General features: G+C 30.7%; 26 protein-coding genes and 2 pseudogenes. 4 read left to right on the top strand and 24 right to left on the bottom strand.

The window, feature by feature from the left end; genetic code table 11:
* Positions 1-40 precede the first annotated feature (40 nt).
* From MUA60_RS03590 to MUA60_RS15595, 16 genes and pseudogenes are all read right to left on the bottom strand, one after another.
* Positions 41-649 (bottom strand): C39 family peptidase, encoded by a 609-nt coding sequence (locus MUA60_RS03590; RefSeq protein ID WP_262649772.1) that lies wholly within the window; start codon positions 647-649, stop codon positions 41-43.
* Between the two features lie 146 nt (positions 650-795).
* Complete coding sequence (locus tag MUA60_RS03585) at positions 796-948, bottom strand: transcriptional regulator, SarA/Rot family (RefSeq protein WP_232151826.1); 153 nt, start codon at positions 946-948, stop codon at positions 796-798.
* Positions 949-1,014: 66 nt separating this feature from the next.
* The gene (locus MUA60_RS03580; protein WP_232151781.1) at positions 1,015-1,152 is read right to left on the bottom strand and encodes a hypothetical protein; all 138 of its coding nucleotides are present in this window, start codon (positions 1,150-1,152) and stop codon (positions 1,015-1,017) included.
* Positions 1,153-1,570: 418 nt separating this feature from the next.
* The gene (locus MUA60_RS03575) at positions 1,571-1,924 is read right to left on the bottom strand and encodes a DoxX family protein (protein WP_262649770.1); all 354 of its coding nucleotides are present in this window, start codon (positions 1,922-1,924) and stop codon (positions 1,571-1,573) included.
* Positions 1,924-2,976 (bottom strand): LLM class flavin-dependent oxidoreductase, encoded by a 1,053-nt coding sequence (locus MUA60_RS03570; RefSeq protein WP_262649768.1) that lies wholly within the window; start codon positions 2,974-2,976, stop codon positions 1,924-1,926. The genes MUA60_RS03575 and MUA60_RS03570 overlap by 1 nt, the downstream gene beginning before the upstream one ends.
* 128 nt (positions 2,977-3,104) lie before the next feature.
* Positions 3,105-3,467 carry a hypothetical protein gene (locus MUA60_RS03565; RefSeq protein WP_262649766.1) on the bottom strand — a complete coding sequence of 121 codons (363 nt, stop codon included), beginning with the start codon at positions 3,465-3,467 and terminating at the stop codon, positions 3,105-3,107.
* A 27-nt stretch (positions 3,468-3,494) separates the two neighbouring features.
* Complete coding sequence (locus MUA60_RS03560) at positions 3,495-4,043, bottom strand: tubby C-terminal domain-like protein (protein ID WP_262649764.1); 549 nt, start codon at positions 4,041-4,043, stop codon at positions 3,495-3,497.
* Between the two features lie 199 nt (positions 4,044-4,242).
* Positions 4,243-5,409, bottom strand: a complete 1,167-nt coding sequence (locus tag MUA60_RS03555) for an IS256 family transposase (RefSeq protein WP_262648348.1) — start codon at positions 5,407-5,409, stop codon at positions 4,243-4,245.
* A gap of 82 nt (positions 5,410-5,491) precedes the next feature.
* Positions 5,492-5,767, bottom strand: coding sequence for a transcriptional regulator, SarA/Rot family (locus MUA60_RS03550; RefSeq protein WP_262649763.1), 276 nt, complete (start codon positions 5,765-5,767; stop codon positions 5,492-5,494).
* Positions 5,768-5,770: 3 nt separating this feature from the next.
* Positions 5,771-6,043: a helix-turn-helix domain-containing protein gene (locus tag MUA60_RS03545; RefSeq protein WP_262649761.1), complete on the bottom strand. Its 273-nt coding sequence runs from the start codon at positions 6,041-6,043 to the stop codon at positions 5,771-5,773.
* A 15-nt stretch (positions 6,044-6,058) separates the two neighbouring features.
* Positions 6,059-6,679 carry an IS3 family transposase gene (locus tag MUA60_RS03540; protein ID WP_262649759.1) on the bottom strand — a complete coding sequence of 207 codons (621 nt, stop codon included), beginning with the start codon at positions 6,677-6,679 and terminating at the stop codon, positions 6,059-6,061.
* A gap of 37 nt (positions 6,680-6,716) precedes the next feature.
* A complete protein-coding gene (locus tag MUA60_RS15525; protein ID WP_394812739.1) occupies positions 6,717-6,803 on the bottom strand; it encodes an IS3 family transposase in 87 nt (28 codons plus the stop codon).
* A gap of 131 nt (positions 6,804-6,934) precedes the next feature.
* Positions 6,935-7,471, bottom strand: a complete 537-nt coding sequence (locus tag MUA60_RS03535) for a transposase (protein ID WP_262648361.1) — start codon at positions 7,469-7,471, stop codon at positions 6,935-6,937.
* A gap of 52 nt (positions 7,472-7,523) precedes the next feature.
* Positions 7,524-7,739, bottom strand: a complete 216-nt coding sequence (locus MUA60_RS03530; protein ID WP_262649757.1) for a hypothetical protein — start codon at positions 7,737-7,739, stop codon at positions 7,524-7,526.
* A gap of 14 nt (positions 7,740-7,753) precedes the next feature.
* On the bottom strand, positions 7,754-8,467 hold the full coding sequence (locus tag MUA60_RS03525; RefSeq protein WP_262649756.1) for a hypothetical protein: 714 nt from the start codon (positions 8,465-8,467) through the stop codon (positions 7,754-7,756).
* A gap of 139 nt (positions 8,468-8,606) precedes the next feature.
* Positions 8,607-9,667, bottom strand: a pseudogene (locus MUA60_RS15595) (IS30 family transposase).
* 154 nt (positions 9,668-9,821) lie between these two features.
* Here MUA60_RS15595 and MUA60_RS03510 point away from each other — a divergent pair.
* A pseudogene (locus MUA60_RS03510) lies at positions 9,822-10,343 on the top strand (GrpB family protein).
* Positions 10,344-10,412: 69 nt separating this feature from the next.
* Positions 10,413-11,330 carry a UDP-N-acetylmuramate dehydrogenase gene (gene murB, locus MUA60_RS03505; protein WP_262649751.1) on the top strand — a complete coding sequence of 306 codons (918 nt, stop codon included), beginning with the start codon at positions 10,413-10,415 and terminating at the stop codon, positions 11,328-11,330.
* 44 nt (positions 11,331-11,374) lie between these two features.
* Here murB and MUA60_RS03500 read toward each other — a convergent pair whose 3' ends face one another.
* From MUA60_RS03500 to nrdI, 8 genes are all read right to left on the bottom strand, one after another.
* Positions 11,375-12,412 (bottom strand): ferrated catecholamine ABC transporter substrate-binding lipoprotein SstD, encoded by a 1,038-nt coding sequence (locus MUA60_RS03500; RefSeq protein WP_262649750.1) that lies wholly within the window; start codon positions 12,410-12,412, stop codon positions 11,375-11,377.
* A 101-nt stretch (positions 12,413-12,513) separates the two neighbouring features.
* Positions 12,514-13,314 carry an iron ABC transporter ATP-binding protein gene (locus MUA60_RS03495; RefSeq protein WP_262649748.1) on the bottom strand — a complete coding sequence of 267 codons (801 nt, stop codon included), beginning with the start codon at positions 13,312-13,314 and terminating at the stop codon, positions 12,514-12,516.
* Positions 13,311-14,276 (bottom strand): iron chelate uptake ABC transporter family permease subunit, encoded by a 966-nt coding sequence (locus MUA60_RS03490; RefSeq protein WP_262649746.1) that lies wholly within the window; start codon positions 14,274-14,276, stop codon positions 13,311-13,313. The genes MUA60_RS03495 and MUA60_RS03490 overlap by 4 nt, the downstream gene beginning before the upstream one ends.
* Entirely contained in the window at positions 14,266-15,237 is a 972-nt protein-coding gene (locus tag MUA60_RS03485; protein ID WP_316964769.1) for an ABC transporter permease, read from the bottom strand. Before MUA60_RS03485 ends, MUA60_RS03490 begins: the two co-directional genes overlap by 11 nt.
* Before the next feature lie 126 nt (positions 15,238-15,363).
* Complete coding sequence (locus MUA60_RS03480; RefSeq protein WP_025905416.1) at positions 15,364-15,780, bottom strand: FixH family protein; 417 nt, start codon at positions 15,778-15,780, stop codon at positions 15,364-15,366.
* A gap of 152 nt (positions 15,781-15,932) precedes the next feature.
* A complete protein-coding gene (gene nrdF / locus MUA60_RS03475) occupies positions 15,933-16,904 on the bottom strand; it encodes a class 1b ribonucleoside-diphosphate reductase subunit beta (RefSeq protein ID WP_262649745.1) in 972 nt (323 codons plus the stop codon).
* A 28-nt stretch (positions 16,905-16,932) separates the two neighbouring features.
* Positions 16,933-19,038 carry a class 1b ribonucleoside-diphosphate reductase subunit alpha gene (nrdE, locus tag MUA60_RS03470; protein ID WP_262649743.1) on the bottom strand — a complete coding sequence of 702 codons (2,106 nt, stop codon included), beginning with the start codon at positions 19,036-19,038 and terminating at the stop codon, positions 16,933-16,935.
* Complete coding sequence (gene nrdI / locus MUA60_RS03465; RefSeq protein WP_037588716.1) at positions 19,001-19,399, bottom strand: class Ib ribonucleoside-diphosphate reductase assembly flavoprotein NrdI; 399 nt, start codon at positions 19,397-19,399, stop codon at positions 19,001-19,003. The genes nrdE and nrdI overlap by 38 nt, the downstream gene beginning before the upstream one ends.
* A gap of 374 nt (positions 19,400-19,773) precedes the next feature.
* On the opposite strand from nrdI, the gene MUA60_RS03460 reads away from it, so the two are divergent.
* Both MUA60_RS03460 and queF read left to right on the top strand, forming a co-directional pair.
* Positions 19,774-20,658 (top strand): DMT family transporter, encoded by an 885-nt coding sequence (locus MUA60_RS03460; RefSeq protein ID WP_107576949.1) that lies wholly within the window; start codon positions 19,774-19,776, stop codon positions 20,656-20,658.
* A complete protein-coding gene (gene queF / locus MUA60_RS03455) occupies positions 20,658-21,158 on the top strand; it encodes a preQ(1) synthase (protein ID WP_107576948.1) in 501 nt (166 codons plus the stop codon). The genes MUA60_RS03460 and queF overlap by 1 nt, the downstream gene beginning before the upstream one ends.
* Positions 21,159-21,231 lie beyond the last annotated feature (73 nt).

Raw genomic sequence — 21,231 nt, 5'->3', positions numbered from 1 at the left:
ACAAATGTTACAACATTATGACATAATATTTTAAAAATAATTATAGTTTTTTATAAATACACATTTTTCCTGGCGTATTATAACTCATCTTCATTTTATTTTTTTTCATTTTGATAATTTGTGATTTGGATGGCCATAAAGCTGGAATATATGCATATCCTAGTATTTGCTTCCATAAAGGATCTATATAATAGTAATACTCCTCATCATATCCAATTAATAAAGTTACATGGATGTTTGTAACATAGGATTTACCTTTATCACCGATTTTAAAAATTTTACGAATCGATTTAGCTCCTAATGTCGTATGATATATTACAACCGGATGACCTTTATCGATTATCTTCTCTAGATCTTCAAGTTCAGTACCAGTACCATCAATAATTTCAGAATCATATCTATTTAGAAATTCTGCAAGTACATTTGGAAAAATAGTTTGATGATGGCCAAATTTGATTAGAAAATGATTGCCTACATATCCCTTTTCTGGGTTATCTGAATGTGTTGGCCACTTACTCATAATAGTCGTTGCATTAATATCTTTATTATAGAAATTAAGCAACATTGAACTTGCTGTACCCTCACACCCCATAACCATTGGGATAGGAAATAATTGACTTTTAGGTTTAACATTTAATAATTCGCCCATAAAGGTTCTCCTTTTACAATATCTACTATAATTTAAAACGATTGTTTATATATAATATATCATTTAACATTTAACTACATAGTATAAGAAAGCGGGACAGAGCATCTTTTACTAAAAAGATTTCTTTATCCTGCTTCTCGACATTATTATAGTATTTCAGCTTCAATTTCCATTAATAATTTTTTTATCTTTTTATGTTGGATTTTAGATACTTGAATAGCGACAGTTCTCTCATCCTGATCATTTCTTTTCTTAGAAATAAGCCCTTTTTCTTTTAAGTTTTGTACGGCTTTTGAAATATAGTACGGCTTAAATTTAGATTGTTTAATGATATCTTTAACGTTGTAACAATCTTTCTCGCCTCTCTATATATAAACTAAAATATATATTTCTTCGAACGAGAGTGCAAATTGACTTTTGATATTTGCGACATAATCTTTAGATTTCTTAGTTGTAACAACTAATTCAACGATATTTCTGATTGGTACCGATACTGATTCCATTGCAAATCAACTCCTCAAAATAATTTAATAAATTGTTGAATTGGTATATTGTGCAATCTTTAGTATCTATAGCATTTTCCCTTTCAACACAATGATTTAATAATATTTATTATTTTATAATGACTTTTAAAAACATTCAATAAATTTTCAAATATTGACTTTTCAACATTTTTGTTTTTTCATATAAAGCCTTTTATATCAAGCTTTACAGCGTTCAATTTACAAAAAAATCACCCGTGTAGATAGTTTGTATTTAAGATTTTTTAAAAGTTTATTACTTTTTAAATATAAAGATTTCCTGTCATAAATTGAATAATATATAATATTAAAGATTATGATTTTTCTTTTGATTTTTATCATTTTATAATAGACAAAAAAATCTGGCACATCATAATGTACCAGATTTAAAGATTATATATTATTTTTTCTTACCTAATGTATCAACGAAACTTAATGCAGATAAACCTAAAAGTGTTAAAGCATGTTTAGCACCTTTAAAGCCATGTCCAGCTTCATAATGTTTATATGCTGCAACTGTCATAACTGAAGCTACAAGTACTGAACCTAATCTTGATAAAGATTTGTTGCAAGCACTTAAGAATAGGAAGATAGAACCTACTAATTCAAGTCCACCAGCTAATTTCATAGCATTTCTTGAAAGTCCGAATCCTTCTTCGAATTGTTGAGCCATACCGTCGTCGTCTTTCACTTTTGGTTGACTTGAATCAAAAATTTGTTTACCTACATATACATTTAATAAATATCTTAACATTACTTAATTTCCTCCTTATTTTTCATATATTCATCTACAATCGGTTTAACTCGTTCACCTAATAGTTGAATAGATTTTAATACTTTTTCATGTGGCATAGAGCCCACTGGTAAATGTAACATAAATCGATTAATACCTAAATCTTCATGCAGTTTAATAATTTTAGCTGCAACTGTTTCAGGACTTCCAACAAACAATGCACCATGAACTATTTCTTGTTCGAATTTTTCCATCGAATACGGTGGCCATCCACGTTCTCGGCCTAATTGATTTATAACATATGCACTTGATGGATAATATTCTTCCACAGCTTTTTCATCAGTTTCAGCAATGTAACACCATGAGTGTGTCGCTACAGGTAATTTAGATGTATCAAAACCATTTGATTCAGCAACAGCTTTGTACATTGCTACATTACGTTTAAAACGACTTGGCGCCCCTCCTATAATAGCATAAGTGATAGGTAATCCCAATTTTCCTGCTCTCATAGAAGATTCTGGATTACCTCCAGTTGCTAACCAAATAGGTAATTTATCTTGAACTGCTCTTGGAAATACTTTTAAATGATCAATTGCAGCTCTTGTTTGTCCTTGCCAAGTTACAGTTTCATTTTCATTAATTTGCATTAATAAATCTAATTTCTCTTTATATAGTAAGTCGTAATCTTTTAAGTCATATCCGAAAAGTGGAAACGACTCAATAAATGATCCTCTACCTGCCATAATTTCTGCTCTACCGTTACTAATCGCATCTAATGTAGCAAATCTTTGATATACTCTAACAGGGTCATCAGATGATAATACTGTTACAGCTGATGACAATCTAATATTTTGAGTTTGACTAGCCGCAGCTGCTAATACTGTAACTGGATCTGATACTGCATAATCTTCTCTATGGTGTTCCCCTAAACCATAAACATCTAATCCTACTTGATCAACTAACTTAATTTCTTCAACGATTTGATTAATTCTTTCGTGTGCAGGGAAAGGTTTATCCACACCATTAATTGGAGAGATTTCAGCAAATGATGATAATCCTAATTCAAATTTCATGTTCTCACCTCGATATAATTATTATACTAGATATAATTATAGTACTAAATCGTCATTTGTCAATCATATTAATCAAAATAAAAAGTAGCGCATAAACTTATGCTTAAGTTTATGCGCTACTTTTCTTTTTAATGATTATTATGTAAATCACATATTTTCAAAATAGACTGTTTTAATGGCATTTCTTGTTCATAAATCCTTAACTGATCGATTGTTTCTGGATTTAAATAAATACACTTTTTAGGTTCGCCATTTTCAAATGCAACAATTGCTTCTCCATCTTCACTACCTTCAAACATTCTATCAACATCTGAAAAATATTGACTCAAAATATAAATTAATGCATCACTATATCTTTCGCGGTCTTGTTTATATAATTCAACTTGATCATCTTGTATATAATACGCATCAACGATAGTCATACCATCTATTTGAGATATTTCATGTGTAATATCTTGATTCAGTTGTTCTCTCTTAAAAAATTTAAACAACGTAAACGAACCCCTTCATTTATCATTTTAATTAGATTTACTTCTTTGATATTCCTGATACTCAAAAAATACTTGGAATAACATGATTAACATTGCAGGATGATATTGTGAATTAATAATTTCAATATCATGATTGGATGCAATTTTAAATCTTTCAGACTTTGTCTCCATGACTAAGTTATTTGATTCGTCTGTGACTTTAACAGATCTAGAGATAAATCCGGATTCAAATAATAAAGTATCGTTTTTTTCACCATTAAATATTATTCTTGGTTTGAATCCAATTTTTGTTTCGAATGTGCCTATTTTAGTATCGTTCTTAAATACTTCCCAAACAGTTTTAAAAGGTGTCTTTAACTTTCCTTCTATCGATCTTTCTTGTATCACTTTAAAAGATCCACCTTCAAATTCGATTATAAAATTATGTTTTTTTCTCCCTAATAACGCAAATGTTTCTTGTCTAGTGGATGTATAATATAAGCTTAGTATAAATGCAGGATTATTGTGTTCATCATAGACTTCGATTGGTTTTGTTGATGCACCGAAAAAATTTTCTTTGAAATGATAATGTGACATATTAACCTCCTGAATGAGCTGTTATTATGCTCATTCTACCATAGCTAAATTTTGAGTCAAGTCCATATGTTTGTGTAATATCTTTAGAATGTAATCAACCTTTGGTTTTTTAATGAATCGAACAACTATATATGTTTTGAAGTTTAAACAGATATAGTTGTTTGATCACTACTTATTTTTTAAAAAATAAGTAGCTTAATTAAGCGATAAATGGTCTGTTAGACTTATCAAATCTTTCTTGAATATCCATAAGTACTGCGCCAATTAATCTAAAAGCTGAATCTAGATTAGGGAATGTTTTAACTATTTTTTCTCGTTTTCTGAGTTGCATATTAATATTTTCAACTGAATTAGTAGTTCTTAGATTTTTATGATGTTGAGCAGGAAATCTATAGAATTGTGAGGCATCTTCGAAGCCTTCATCCAATATTTTAATAGCTTCCACATACTTAGGATTACTTTCATATTGTGCAATGAATTCATCTTTGAGCTGAACAGCGTGACGATATGTTGGTGCTTGGAATATTGATTTAAGTAACATTCTAGCTTCTTTAGAGTTCTTTTTAGGAAATCTCTCTACAATATTTTTAAGAAAATGGAATGTACAACGTTGCCAAGATGAATCAATAAACTGTGACTTAATAGATTTAATAAGTCCAGAATGCGCATCAGAGATAATAAGTTCAGGTGTTGTTAAACCACGCATTCTTAAGTCTTCAAAAAACTCTGACCAAGCTAATTCTGACTCTTGATTAGAAATTTTAAAGCCAATAATGTCGCGTTTTCTATTTTCGTTGATACCCATAGCGATATAAACACCTTTAGAAACAATTTTATTATTCTCTCTTACCTTAATGTGCATAGCATCAACAAATACATACTTATACTGATGACTAACAATAGGTCTACCAGCCCATTCTTTAATTTCAGGATCTAGGTTTTTTATTACGCCTGAAACAGTTGATTTAGACACAGATTTTCCCGTTAGGGATTCCACAATTTTATTAACATTTCTAGTTGAAACACCATTAATGTATGCTTCTGTCATCGCTAAAATAAGCGATTGGTCAGAACGCGAATATTGATTAAATACTTCAGTTGTAAATTCACCGTCACGTGTTCTTGGAACTTTTAATGTCAGATTGCCAATAGGCATCAGGAAATCACGCTCATAATAGCCATTAAGTTGTGCGTTTCTTCCTGAATTCTTTTGTTTATATCCAGCATTAACATACTTGTCTCTTTCCATTTCCATGTATGCATTTATGACAGTCATAGCTATTGTTTTCATAGACGCATTCATATCACTTCCAAAAATAGCACTTGCCAATTCTTCATAATCTAAGTTAACATTTAATTGAGTCATATATAGTCACCTCTACAATTTTTTCTTAGTCGATTACATTATACCAAAGTGAGCTATATGTGGCTCTTTTTTTATTACACAATTATATGGACATATTCAAATTTTGTTCACCATCTTTAATATTTTGTAATTTCAGTACATTTCTTATCATTAATTTAATCAACTTTTCTTTATCCTTCTTAATAGAAACTAATACAATTCTTTCATCGGTGTTAGATCTTTCTTTATCAAGATAGTTTAACTTTACAAGTGCCTTTATGGATTTATTGATTTTTACTAAATCCCATCCAAACTGATCTTTAATATCTTTTAGTGTTCGACATCCTTTATGTGACATCTCTATAAATAATAAAATCATAAATTAATCGATGTTTATTTTATATTGATGATTGATATTAAAATGTATATCACTCATCACACGATTAACTTCTATAGCATAATCAACGAAACAATCCATATTTAAGTCTGGATAAATCTCATTTAAATTATGTTGAAGATCCATTTCTATTTGATTAATTAATTGTGAAATTTTATTTTTGTGACGAGTATCTACAATTATAATGATTTTTCTCTCATCTTGCTTTAATCGTTCTTTTTTATAATAATTTAAATCATGTAAATGTACTGAACCCAAAAATCTAAACCTTAATTAGTATATTATTTCAAAGGTTTGTCTCCTGTAATTTTTGGGAGATAAGCCTTTTAATTTTGATTTGATTCTTTCGTTATTATAAAAATCGATATATCGATGAATAGCTTGTTCAAGGTCCTGAAAATCTTTAAATTCTTGGCCATAATACATTTCTTGTTTAAGTAACCCAAAAAAGTTTTCCATAACTGAATTATCTAGACAATTACCTTTTCTAGACATACTCTGAAATATTTTATGGTCTTTTAATAATCTAGTGTATTGTGAATGTTGATAATGCCAGCCTTGATCTGAATGAATCGTTAAACGATGATCTAGGTTTGGACGACGCTTTATCATTTCTTTTAATGGATTGATGACTATATCTAATGTAGGACGACTTGAGATTTTAAAGCTGATAATCTCTGAACTATATAAGTCCATAAAAGGTGATAAATATAATTTCTGACCATTCATTAATTTGAACTCTGTAATATCTGTTACGACTTTTTGAAATGGGAGACTTGTTTTAAATCTACGATTTAATATATTTTGAGCTACTTTACCAACTTTACCTTTAAAGGAACGATACTTACGACCTCTATGTGTGAACTTTGTACAAGTTAGATTATGTTCTTTCATAATTCTTAGTACTTTTTTATGATTTACGATAAGACCTCTATCTATTTCTTAGTGCTTGTGTAACACGACGATAACCATAGGTATGGTTTGATTCTTCACATATTTCTTTTATTACTTGAATCAATGTTTCATCTTTATCAGCTTTACTAAATTTATTTATCCAATAATAGTATACAGATTTAGCTATTTGAGCGACTTTAAATAAGATACTTAATCGTATATTATATGTTTCATTTAGTTCCTTAATGACCTTTACTATTTCTGATTTTTGCTTCCGTAAATGTCGGTCAAGGCTTGTAACTTTTTTTGATAAGCTATACCTGCCTTTAACGTCTCATTTTCATTTCTAAGTCTTTCAAGTTCTTCACGTTCATTTTCATTTAAAGGTAAATTTTTATTATCTGATTTAGATCGTTTTTTAGTCATAGTGTGAGATCGTCCCTTTTGTTTATTATCTATATCAAGACGACACTTTTCATCAAATTGATGTTGCCAATTGGCAATGATAATAGGATTAATAATTCTAAAGTGATTCGCAGTATCTTGATAAGACAACATATTTTCTTGTCTAAATTTTAAAACAGATAATTTAAATTCGCTAGTATAAACAGTATTTCTACTTTTTATTTCTAAACCTTCTTCTCCAAACTCTTTATATTGATTGACCCAAATCCGAAGGACAGACCAACTTGAAATACCATATTTTAAAGCAATTGTTCTATAACTTTGATGTCCTTCTAAATATTCTTTTACAAGTTTTAGTTTGAATTTAAATTCATATTTTTTCCTCATTAGAATGCACCCCAATATTTTGATTTGTTTAGTTCAAATATTTGGGTTCACATCATAAATAGGATATGACATGTGTTAACATCGTTTGATTAATACGAAGTACTTCTTTAAAATCTAAAGCTGTAAATTTCTTTCTCTTTTGATTATCGTTAATAAATTTCAAAATTTTTAAATGATAAATATTTAATGCGTAATTATTCTTTAGTATTTTCTTCACTTGAAAGTTTAAATAATTTAATTTCAATAATTCGTTCTTATATTCAGTCATAGTTCAATACCACCTTATTTAATTTTTTGTTTTATATAGATATGCTTAATGACTTCCGCTGAAAAATCATGATCTATTTTTAATTTTCCTGTTTCTTTCTCAAAATCAATTGTATTTATCTTATTACCAGTTTCTTCATTAAATTGCTGATTAATTGGCTTATTACGTTTAATACAAATATCGTGAATTCTATACTCTATTTCCTCAATGTTCAATCCAGTAATATTTAGTTTTTGATGCAGCTTATTAAACAGTTTATTATTTGGAAAGATTAATAGTTGATATTCATTTAAATAATGCGTGATTAGAATATTGCCATTAAAGAACACGATATTTCCTCTTAATCTTTTTAAAGTTAATATTAATTCAAATAACTGATACTGACTTTCTTTATTTAATTGTAATTCTTTAATCATAAGGTGACTGCTCTGTGAAGGTATCATACTATCAATCCAAGTATCATCTATAATAATTGAAATTCTTTGCTTATACTCTAAACACCATTTAAATGTTTCAATAAGTGATTCGATTCGGTTAGGGGTTGTCGGTTGATATAAGATATTTAACGAAGAATTATTCTTTAATATAGTAGTTATTTCTTTATCGGAGACTAATTCATGGTAAACTTTGCATGCAATTTGTTTATTTCCATCTAATATATGTGTCATTCGATTAGCTAAGTATTTATCGTAATCATTCAATATTAATGTTACTTTTGAATCTTTCAATATTTCTTTTATCATTTTATAAATATGATTATATCGAGGATTTCAAGTTTAAGTTAGCCACCTATAATGACTGAGGTGTACACAAGGGTTAACCGTATTCGAACCTGTTGAGGATTGATTGGTTTTAATCAATTAATACTCAACAGGTAACCAAAGCTAAGACTTTAGCTTTGGAAAGATTCATATATTGTTGTATGGCTTTTATGAAGCGTTTTTGAACATTGGATAAATCATGTGCTTTTGGAATAAAACGACGAATCATTTTATGTTGGTTTTCACTTGTCCCACGTTCATATGATGAGAATGGATGTGTGAAGTATATTTCTATCATATGGCCAAATTCTTCATACAGCGATGCAAATTCTGAACCATTGTCAGATGTGATAGATTTGAAGATTTTTGGTGCTTTTTCGCCTAAGGAGTCAAATAAGTTTTTCAATGCGTGAGACACCGCATCAGCACTTTTACTCTCTATTATTTCTAGTATTTCAAAACGCGTTTGTCTCTCAACAAGTGTTAAGATAACTGGCTTTGACTTGTCTTTAGTTCCTATTACGGTATCTATTTCCCAGTGACCAAAAGACTGACGTGATTCAATTTCACTAGGACGTGTCTCAATACTTGGACCGAGCACTCGACTGTGTGGATGATTATGGTAGCTATTCTGAGTAGAGTGACGTCTTTTTAATTTTTCTAGTAGATCAATATTCTTAGTTTCCATGATTTGTTGATCTATCCAAGCATATATTGTCGTTGTTGAAGGGATTTTTTTCTTTCAAAACATTGTTCCTTGTGAGCATATGCCACGACTGCTTCAGGTGACCAGCGTTTCTTTTTCATGAGGTAATCTGCCCATGGAATAAATAATGGGTTCTTCTTCCATAAGGGCTGAGCACCACATTGTTGTCTGTTTTGTCGATAACGTTGTTGACCTAGTGAAGAAAAATAAATTTGCGTCTCATATTCATAGACTTTATGTTGTTGTTTTTGTTGTTGTTTTTGTTGTTGTTTTTGTCGTTTAATTTGACGTGTTGTTCCTCGATGAATTTTGTTATTGATTGTTTGAGGTGCACGTCCTAATTCACGCGCGATTGCACGATTTGAAAAACCTAAATTTTTAAGTGTTTCTATTTGAACACGTTCTTCATAACTTAAGTGTGTTCCTTTATGGTTTGTCATGTTAGAATAAGTATGCGTCATGTGAATTCATTCCTTTATTGATTTGGTCTGGTAGCCTCAATAATAACATGAAATTCACGTGGCGTTTTTTTGTCTAAAGGTGGCTAAGTTGATTATAAAATCCACCAAAATGTTATATAGTATATTCATGCACGGATTTTAGAAAGGAGCTATTATGCTTAAACTTCCACAACCCTTTATTCAACTACAATCATCAGATGATTTTAAACTAAATTTTGAAAGTATTCAACAATTATTAATACATTTACTAGATACGCCAGTGATAGATGTATTCCATATCGGTGGTACGAAACAAACACAATATGTTACAGAACCTATTGTAGATGTACTTGTTACAGTTAAGTCTCTTCATGATATAACAAGCCTTGATGAAAAAAGACTCAATTATCACCGCATATATCGATTACATAATGGTTACAATAAAAAAGTCATGATGGCTTAATTCCAAGACATGATAAGCTTGAAGCAAACAGCACGTTTACATATTGTTGAACAAAACAATCAAATGTTATATGATTATTTAACTGTAGAGTCACTTTTAACAAATGATACAGATGTCATACAAACATTTGAATCATTTAAGAAAGCTGCTTTACTTGAAGCAAATAGTATAAAAGATTACGAAGCTCAAAAACAAAAATGGTTTCAACAACTTGTTCAAAAACATAAAAAATAACCCATTCGCTTAAGATGATAAATCTTGATATAATAATGTGAGAGCATAATACAGAAAGGACGTCGTGCGTTGGAGAATCATACAATTTTGGAGGAGCTTTCTAAATTTCTCCCAAAATCCCTTATAAAAGTAAATGAGCCACTTAAAAAATATACTTTCACAAAAACTGGTGGCAATGCAGATTTCTACTTATCACCTACTTCTTATACAGAAGTACAAAAGATAATAGAATTTGCTTATAACAATCAAATTCCACTTACATTTTTGGGGAATGGTTCTAATATTATCATCCGTGATGGTGGTATAAGAGGAATTGTTATAAGCTTATTACAATTCGATCAAATAACGGTGAAAAATCAATCTATTACATGTGGAAGCGGTGCCGCAATTATTGATGTTTCAAGACGTGCTAGAGATCACCATTTAACTGGTTTAGAATTTGCCTGTGGTATACCTGGATCTGTCGGTGGCGCAGTATATATGAACGCTGGTGCATATGGCGGTGAAGTCAAAGATTGTATCGACCATATTAAAGCAGTAGATGATACTGGTCAGTTGCATATCATTAAAGATGAAGACTTAGAATTGGACTATCGTACAAGTATTGTTCAACGTAAACACCTAGTCGTACTAGAAGCAACTTTTAAATTGCAAGATGGTGATATTCATTCCATTCAAGCGACTATGGATGATCTTACACAACGTCGTGAAGATAAACAGCCTTTAGAATACCCTTCATGCGGAAGCGTGTTCCAAAGACCACCAAACCACTTTGCAGGAAAACTTATTCAAGACGCTGACTTACAAGGCCATAGAATAGGTGGTGTAGAAGTTTCTACCAAACATGCTGGATTTATCGTTAATGTTGATAACGGAACTGCTACAGACTATGAGAACATCATTAAACACGTTCAAAAAGTCGTTAAAGAAAAATTTGGTGTAGAACTTAAAAGAGAAGTTCGAATCATCGGAGAACCTTTAGAATAAGTAAAAGAGCATGGGACAACGCGTCCCATGCTTTTCTTATGTTATTATTCTAAACCTTTAATAACTTCGTCTACTTGTTTTTCAGTTGTTCTTACGCCACCTGATGCTAAGTACCATAATTGTGCATCTACGTTAACAACTTTATTGTTCTTAACTGCGTCTACATCTTTAATTACGTCGTTTGATAATGCTTTCTTAGCAGTTGATTTACCACCGATTGCTTGACCTCTGTCCATAGCATAAATGATTCCAGGGTTTTTCTCAGTGATATATTCATAGCTTACTGGTTGTCCGTGACCGCTTGCTTTAATATCTTTATCTACTGGTGTAACACCTAATACATCAAAGATTAAGCTACCAAATCTAGCTCCTGGACCGTATGTAGATAATTCACCTTCGTTCACTAATAAGTACATTGCTTTGTCGTCTGATTTTTTAGCTTTATCTTTAGCAGATTTTACTTTTTTATCTAAATCAGCATTTAATTCTTTTGCTTTACTTTCTTTGTCGAAGATTTTACCTAAGTTAGTTGTGTTTTCTTCTACTGATTCTAAGTAATTGCTATCATCTGCGCCAATGTATAAACGTGCTGCATCTGGTGCTGCTTTTTTCAATTCATCTTGTACTTCAGTTCCAGCTGTACGACCAGAGAATAAGATTAAGTCTGGTTGAATTTCTGCTACTTTGTCATAGTTTACTTCTTTAACTGAACCTGTGTTTACAATGTCGTCACCTTTAAATGCATCTAAGAATTTTGGTAATGATGCGCCACCTTCACCTTTAGGTACACCTTTAACTGCGTCTTTAGCACCTAAAGCTTCAATAGTATCTAAAGCACCGTAGTCTAATACTACAACTTTTTTAGGATTAACAGGTACTTTAACTTTATCTTCTACAGTTTTTGAATCACTACCATCTTTCTTTTCACCACGAATTTGATATTTCGATTGGATTTCTACTGTTTTAGACTCACTCTTCGTATCACCTTTTGATGATTTTTCTTTACTACTTGAATTACTTCCACATGCTACAAGTACAACTGATAATACTGCAATTAAAATAAAACTGAAAACTTTTTTCATTATCGATGTCTCTCCTTCAAATATTATGATAAGTTATGCGTCCAAAACCCTATTGCCCAACAAACTACGAACATCACTCCTTTCAATGTGTTTTCATTTTGCTACATAGCTAATGTTTTAATTTCTTTTTCTTCGATGTATTCATCATCAAAATAGACACAAATACGTTGACCATTAATTTCTTGAATTTTAATTTCTAAGTCATAAATGTCACGTAAGACATCTTCACAAATAACATCGTTTTTAATACCAGCGATTTCAACTTTCCCCTCTTTGATCGCGATAATTCTATCTGAATAGCATGAAGCAAAATTAATATCATGTATAACAATTACGATTGTCTTGTTCATTTCTTTCACAAGTCTTCTTAAGATTTTCATAATTTGTACAGAATGTTTCATATCTAAGTTGTTTAATGGTTCATCTAATAGAATGTATTCTGTATCTTGAGCTATCGTCATCGCGATGTAAGCTCTTTGTCTTTGACCGCCAGATAGTTCACTTAAATATTTATCTTGAATTTCAGTGAGTCCTAAATAATCTAGCGCTTTATCAATCATAGCTTGATCTTCTTTTTTTAATTTACCTTTTGAATATGGAAATCTTCCGAAACTCACAAGTTGTCTTACTGAAATCTTAAGTTCTGTATGATTAGCTTGTTTTAAAATTGCTAGTTTCTTAGCAAGTTCATTACTTTTCATTGAAGCGATATCTTGATCATCTATCGTAATTTTACCGTTATCTTTATCAATTAAGCGGCTGACAATCGCTAAGACCGTACTTTTACCTGCCCCGTTTGGTCCAATGAATGATGTGATTTTCCCTTTTTCAATTTCTATATCTACTTCATCAACAACTTTATGCTGATGATAAGCTTTTGTTAATCCTTCGACTTTAATCATGCTACATTACGCTCCTTTAAAATTAAGAATATAAAGTAAAAGCCACCTATAAAGTTAATCATGATGCTAATTTCTGTATTACCTTCAAACAAGTGCTCCACGACCCATTGACCTAAGAATAAGCTGATCCAACTAATGAGTATTGAAGCCGGTAATATGTATTTATGTTCGAATTCTTTGATGAATTCATGTGCTAAATTCACGACAAGTAGACCTAAAAATGTAATGGGTCCAACGAGTGCTGTTGAAATAGTAACAAGTAGTGCAACCATAACCATCAACCATCTCGTCACATTTGTATAATTAACACCAAGGTTAATAGCTTGATCTCGCCCTAATGACAATACATCTAAGTAGTTCTTTATCTTAAAAGCAATGACTATCATAATTAATAAAACAATGCCTGATATCGTAAGTAAACCTTCATTTATTGCACTAAAGCTTGCGAACATTGCACTTTGTATTGATAAGAATTCTTCAGGATCTATCATCATTTCAATAAAACTAGATAAACTAGAGAAGAATGTTCCAAAAACAATACCTAGTAATAATATGAAGAATACATTTTGGTCTTTAGACCTAAACAATATTTGGAATAATAATAAACTAAATAGAATCATACCTACCAATGTAATTAAAAAGTTAAGATGATTGTTGAGTACGACAGTCGATGTTGAACCAAATAAAAATATTAAAGACGTTTTAATAAACATATAGACTGCATCTAAACCAATTATGGATGGTGTTAAAATTCTATTATTCGTGATTGTTTGGAAAATTACTGTTGAAACTGCAATACTGCCACCTACTAATAACATTGCGATAACTTTTCTAACACGTCCGGTTAATTGGTACTCCAATATATTAGGATTAATGTTATAAAGTAAATAAAGTGCTGCAATTAATAGCGTTAACACAGATAAAAGGATTAATTTATGTAGGGGGGTTAATTTATTGAGCATTTCTAGAACGTCCTTTCATCAGCAATACTATAAATATGAAACTACCAATTACACCAATTGTTAAACCAATAGTAATTTCATAAGGGAATATAATTAATCTTCCAATGACATCACAAATCATCACAAACAATGCACCAAATACTGCTGTATGCGGCAATGCATTTTTCAAATGATCTCCTCTAAATATTGAAACTAAGTTAGGAATAATTAATCCTAAGAATGGCATCATACCAACTGTTACAACAACAAGTGCTGTAATAATTGATGCAATGATAAGCCCGATATTGACGACTTTTTGATAATTAAGTCCTAAATTCACACTGAAATCTTTACCCATACCAGCAATCGTAAATTGATTCGCAAATATAAACGCTAAAATCAATAACGGAATACTAATGTAAAGAATTTCATATCTACCACTTGTAATAATTGAGAAATTACCTTGCATAAAATTACCAATACTTTGTACAGCATTTGTACGTAATGCAACAAAAGAAGAAAAACTCGACACAATGTTTCCAAGCATGATACCAACTAACGGTATAAAAATAACATCTTTAAATTGAATTCTCCGGAGAATTTGCATAAATAGAATTGTTCCAAATAAGCTTAATAATGTAGCAAATAATAATTTAAGTAGTATATTGGCTTCTGGAAACACGATAAGAGAAATTAATATACCTAATCTCGCCCAATCCATTGTCCCTGCAGTTGTTGGAGAAACGAATTTATTTCTTGTTAACTGTTGCATAATCAGTCCACAAATAGCTAATGAACTCCCTGAAATAATAATACTGACTGTTCTCGGAATTCTACTCGACACTAAAATATTCTTCTGTTCGTCAGTTAAATTTAATATATGTGAAGGTTTTACTTCTGAAACACCTATAAAAATAGAGAAGAACGTTGCAATTACTAATAATATGATTAAAACATCTAAACGCATTAAAAACTTTCCCATGTCACACCCTACTTCTCTTTAGTTGATAACGATTATCATTATCTCTATTGTAATGAAGAATATGACCAAATGCAATGCTATTTATAAAAAAGAGTGATGGAATTAAATTCCAACACTCTTTTTTAATTATTTTATATTAATATCTTTATTTGGCATTGTGTGTTGATCTCTAGCAGTAACATGACTTGTTACATTGTATTGACCCGCTTCTTTAAATTTGTATTTTAAGGTATACACGCCATCTTTGTTTTCTTTAACTTTCTTCATTTCTGAAGATTTTTTGTCCCCATCTTTAACGATTTCAAACATCACTTCATCTGCATCTTTTACTTTTTCATCTCCAAGTGTCACTTTTGCAGAAAGCTCTACTTCTTCACCACTTTTAGCTTCTTTAGGCACATCTAAAGCGACTTCCAAAGCTTGAGGTTTATCAGAAGACTTATGTTCTGAATGATGATGCTCATCCTCTTTCTTATCATTTCCACATGCTGCTAGTACAGAAATAACTAATACAGTTAATACCCCTAGTAATATTCTTTTCATGAATATAACCCACCTTTCAATTTATTATCTTCATTATAAACAATAAATATCACATAAATTCCAATAAATATTGAAAAATATGTTAACTTTTTATTTTCCATAAAAAAAATAGCCTAGTACAAAATACATGTCCTAGGCTACTATTTATTATTTTACTTTTCATCAAAGATGAAGTCTTCATCTTTAAGTGCTTCTACATTTAATGCTAGTACATAACCGTCACCTTTAACACTAAAGAAGTCATGGTTTTTAGTACTTGTATTTAATGCATTCTCAATGATTGGGTTGAACGCTTTTTCTTCGTAATATGGTTCAAATCCTAAATTAGCTAATGCTTTATTCGCATTATATGTTACGTAGTTCATAACATCATTTGTCAATCCTATTTCATCATATAATGTTTTTGTATATTCGTATTCATTCTTATAAAGTAAATCAAGCATACGATACATTTCTCTATCCGCTTTAATTTGTTCGTCTTGTGACAATTCATTTTTTAAACTTTGTGCATCTAGACCAGTAAATGCACCGTGGATAGATTCATCTAGTAAAATTTTACGGATGATTTCTCCTGAAGTTGTCATACGGCCTTGCCCAGCTAAATATAATGGATAGTAGAAACCTGAGTAGAATAAGAATGTTTCTAAGAACACACTTGATACTCTAGCCATGTATTGATCATAAATTGAAGCTTCTTTACCCCATAATTTATGATAATTACCTACAATCATTTCTGATTTATATTTCAAATGTGGTTCTTCAACAACCCACTTATCTAATAATTCATTTGTTTCACTAGATGGTAATAATGTCGTAAATATATGTGAATAACTTTTCGCATGTATTTGTTCCATCATACCCATAAATGAATACACTGCTTTTTTACGTAAGTCTTTCGTATGCATCATGATTAGAGGCATGCCATCATCAGCTTGATGTGTATCTAATCCAGTAAGACCAGCTAATGCCTTTTTAAAAGCATTCTTTTCAGGTTCTGTTAATGTTTCCCAACTTGCTATATCTTTAGATACTTTAAATTCTGACTCAACCCACATTTGTGAGATGTTTTGACGCCAAAACATATTCGTCATATCTTCTTGTGTATTCCAGTTTACTGCCTTCATGTTAGATCTCCTATCTTAATTAAATTGATTAGATTGCGCAACTTGTACATTCTTCAACGCTTAATAATTTATTTCGTGTATAGTAAAGTGATTTTAAGCCTTTATGGTGAGCATATACGTATAATCTTGAAAGTTCACGTGTTGAAATCTCTGAATTTACATATAAGATTGTAGAAATACCTTGGTCTACATGCTCTTGAATCGTTGCAATTAAATCAATTAATTTCATTTGATCTGTATTAAATGCTGATTTGTAATACCACATTGTTTCAGGTGATAAGAATGGCATTGGGTAAAACGTTTCTGCATTACCATATGTTCTTCTTTCAATTTGGTCAACAATTGGCATAACAGAACTTGTCGCATTTTGTACATATGAAATACTTTGTGTTGGTGCAATAGCAAGTCTATATGCATGGTATAAACCATGTTCTTTAACAGCTTCTGCTAATGCTTTCCAATCTTCTGCAGTTGGAATATCGAAACCTTCAAATAATGCCGCAACATTATCGTATTCAGGTTTAATATCTTGTTGGATATATTTTTCAAAGTATTTACCTGAAGCGTAATCAGATTTATCGAAATCTACATATGTTTCTTGTCTTTCTTTCGCAATTTCCATTGAACGTTCAATAGAATAGTAGTTCATCATCATGAAGAAAACATTTGCGAAGTCTTTAGCTTGCTCTGATTCATAACCAATTTTGTTTTTAGCTAAGAAACCGTGTAAGTTCATAACACCTAAACCTACAGAATGTAGCTCATTGTTTGCTTTTCTTACACCTGGTGCATTTTTAATATCTGTATCATCAGATACAACTGTTAAAGCATCCATACCAATATGTACAGAATCACGGAATTTCTTAGATTCCATCACGTTTACAATATTTAATGAACCTAAGTTACAAGAAATATCACGTTTGATTTCATCTTCAGTACCATAATCGTTAATAATTGACGTTTCTTGTAATTGGAATATTTCTGTACATAAGTTACTCATTTTGATTTGTCCGATATTAGAGTTAGGATGTACTTTATTCGCATTATCTTTAAACATCAAATAAGGATAACCTGATTGTAATTGCGTTTGAGCAATTGTATTTAACATATCACGAGCATCTTTAGCTTTTTTAATGATATTAGGATTTGCTACAAGTTCATCATAGTATTCATCAAGATTAATATCATCAAGTGTCACACCATATTCACGTTCAACAGTATGTGGTGCGAACATATAGAAATCTTTACCTTCTTTAGCCAAATCAAAGAATTTAGATGGCACGATTAAACCAGTAGAAATAGTAGATAATCTAATATCTTCATCTGCGTTCACTTTTTTAGTATCTAAGAATTCTAATACATCATAATGGAAGATGTTTAAGTATACTGCACCCGCACCAGGTCTTTGACCAAGTTGATCAGCATAACTAAAGCCACCTTCAAGTGATTTAGCAACTGGTAATACCCCTTTAGCAACACCTTTAATACCTTTAATAGCTTCACCACGTGCACGCAATTTAGATAAGTTGATTGCTACACCGCCACCAATTTTACTCAATTGTTTAGCTGTTGAATCAATAAAGTTAATTGAATTTAAGCTATCATCTACTTCTATTAGGAAACAACTTACTAACTCACCACGTCTAGCTCTACCAGCATTTAAGAATGTTGGTGTTGCAGGTTGAATACGTTGTTCAATCATACCTTCAACAAATTGTTTAGCTTGTTCAACATTACCTTTAGCTAAATATAGAGAAACAATAATAACGTGTTCTTTATATGTTTCAAGGTATTCTGATTTATCATTAGTCTTCAAAGCGTAATCTTTGAAGAACTTACTAGCTGACATGTAACTTGCAAATTGAAAAGGAATTGAATCTGCAAACTGGTTAATCTCTTTTAATGATGCCTCACTATATTCTTTAAATAAGTCATAATAAAAGTCTTGTTCAACTAAAAAGTGTAAACGTTCAATAGGATCATTGAATTGAATTGTTTTTTCTGCAATTTCTTCTAAATATACTTCTAATGCTTCTTGATCTTTTTCAATATCGAAAAAGCCGTCTTCTCTTCTCTTTGTTACTTTATTGTTTAATTCAATATGATTTTTCTTTTGCTTGTTTATCATTTTCATAGAGATTAACCACCTTTTCCTTAAATTCATCTGCTATAGCTTGGTTACCGTGTAACTCAAATTTCATCAATAAAGGGACATGATATTGATTCGCGATTTCTTCACTAGCTTTCGCGAAATTCTGTCCCCAATTTCTATTTCCACTACCTGCTACTGCTTTAAGATTATGATGATTCACTTTCAAAAAATCTTGTACAGTATCAGGTACTTGGCCAAATCCAATTGTACCTGTAACCATTATAAATGGTTCATTTATTTCATTTGTCTTGTTTGCCTCAGTGAGAGCCATTGTGTCAGACAATCCTGCTCTCTGTATGAACCGTCGTACATTACCAGTTAAAGAGTAATAAATTATCTTCATAAACTTTCACCTACCACATGTAAATGCTTATTCAACTGTATAAATGAAATAAAAAATACAAAAATTGAACACTTTATTCATTTTTATTTCAAATGCACAAAACACAAGATATAGTGTTACGTTTTATAAGCACATACTATATTATGTGATTCATTATAGCACTTTAAATGATTCATAACACTTATAATACCTTATATTTTTTAAAAAAATAGGGTTGACTTTCTTCTTGTTTCGACTAAGCGTTGCTATATCAACATTTGAAAATTGCTTTCATAAAAATTTATTTGTCGAAAACAATCACAGAACAAGTCATATACTTTTTAAAGTGAATTATGATAATATATGTTCATTGATAAAAAATAGAAGGTGTTTACATGAATTCCACAGTAAAAGGAATAATTGCAATACTCATTTCTTCGATTGGTTTTAGTTTAATGGCAGTATTCTTCAGATTATCTGGTGACTTACCAGTTTTTCAAAAATCACTTTTCAGAAACCTCATCGCAATGATTGTACCGATTTACTTTGTCATGAAGTATAGAGCACCATTTTTCGGTAAATTAGAAAATCAACCGTTACTTATTTTACGCTCTACACTTGGACTTATTGGTGTATTACTCAATATTTATGCGATTGATCACATGGTTTTAAGTGATGCGGATATGTTAATGAAGTTAAACCCATTTTGGACTATACTACTTTGTGCGATATTTTTAAATGAAAAAGCACGCAAATATCAAGTAATTGCAATGATTGTAGCGATTCTTGGTGCATTGTTTATAATTAAGCCTACATTTGATTCAGATATGATGCCAGCAATTATCGGTTTATTATCTGGAATTTTTGCTGCAGGTGCTTATACTGCCCTACGACCTTTAGGACAACGTGAAAAATCATATACAACAGTATTTTACTTTTCATTCTTTTCTACGGTTGCATTAATTCCATTTGTCATCTTTACATTTGAACCAATGACACTTTCACAAGTCATCATATTATTGTTATCAGGTGTTTTTGCAACAGTTGGTCAATTCGGTATAACAATTGCCTATAGTTTCGCAGCAGCAAAAGATATTTCAATATTTGTATACGCATCTGTCATATTCAGTGCAATACTCGGTTTCATCTTATTTAAAGAAGTACCAGATTTACTCAGTTATTTAGGATACATTATTATATTCTTAGCAGGCTATTATATGTTCAAGAAAGCCCAAAGAAATCCTAAACCTAAAGAAGCAATTAATAAAGGAGAATCATAATGTCAGAGGGAAGAAACAAAGACGAATTAAAAGATATTACGTTACTAGGGAATCAAAACAATCAATATCATGATCAATACAAACCTGAAGTATTAGAAGTGTTTGACAATAAACATCAAGGTAGAGATTACTTTGTAAAATTCAATTGTCCAGAATTTACTTCTTTATGTCCAATCACTGGACAACCTGATTTTGCGACAATTTATATTTCTTATATACCAAACGTTAAAATGGTAGAATCTAAATCATTAAAATTATATTTATTCAGTTTTAGAAACCATGGTGATTTTCATGAAGATTGTATGAACGTTATTATGAATGATTTAATAGAATTAATGGACCCCCATTATATAGAAGTTTTAGGCAAATTCACGCCACGCGGAGGCATTTCTATAGACCCTTATACAAATTACGGAAGACCAGATTCTAAATACGAAAAAATGGCAGAGTATCGTATGATGAACCACGATTTATACCCTGAAAATATCGACAACAGATAAGAATACAGTATTTAGCCGAGTCATATTCAACATGACTCGGCTTTTAATATACATAAATTTCACATTTCAAAAC

The sequence above is a fragment of the Mammaliicoccus sciuri genome, from assembly GCF_025561425.1.
GTDB lineage: Bacteria > Bacillota > Bacilli > Staphylococcales > Staphylococcaceae > Mammaliicoccus > Mammaliicoccus sciuri_A.
This window is presented reverse-complemented; position numbering and strand designations above follow the sequence as displayed.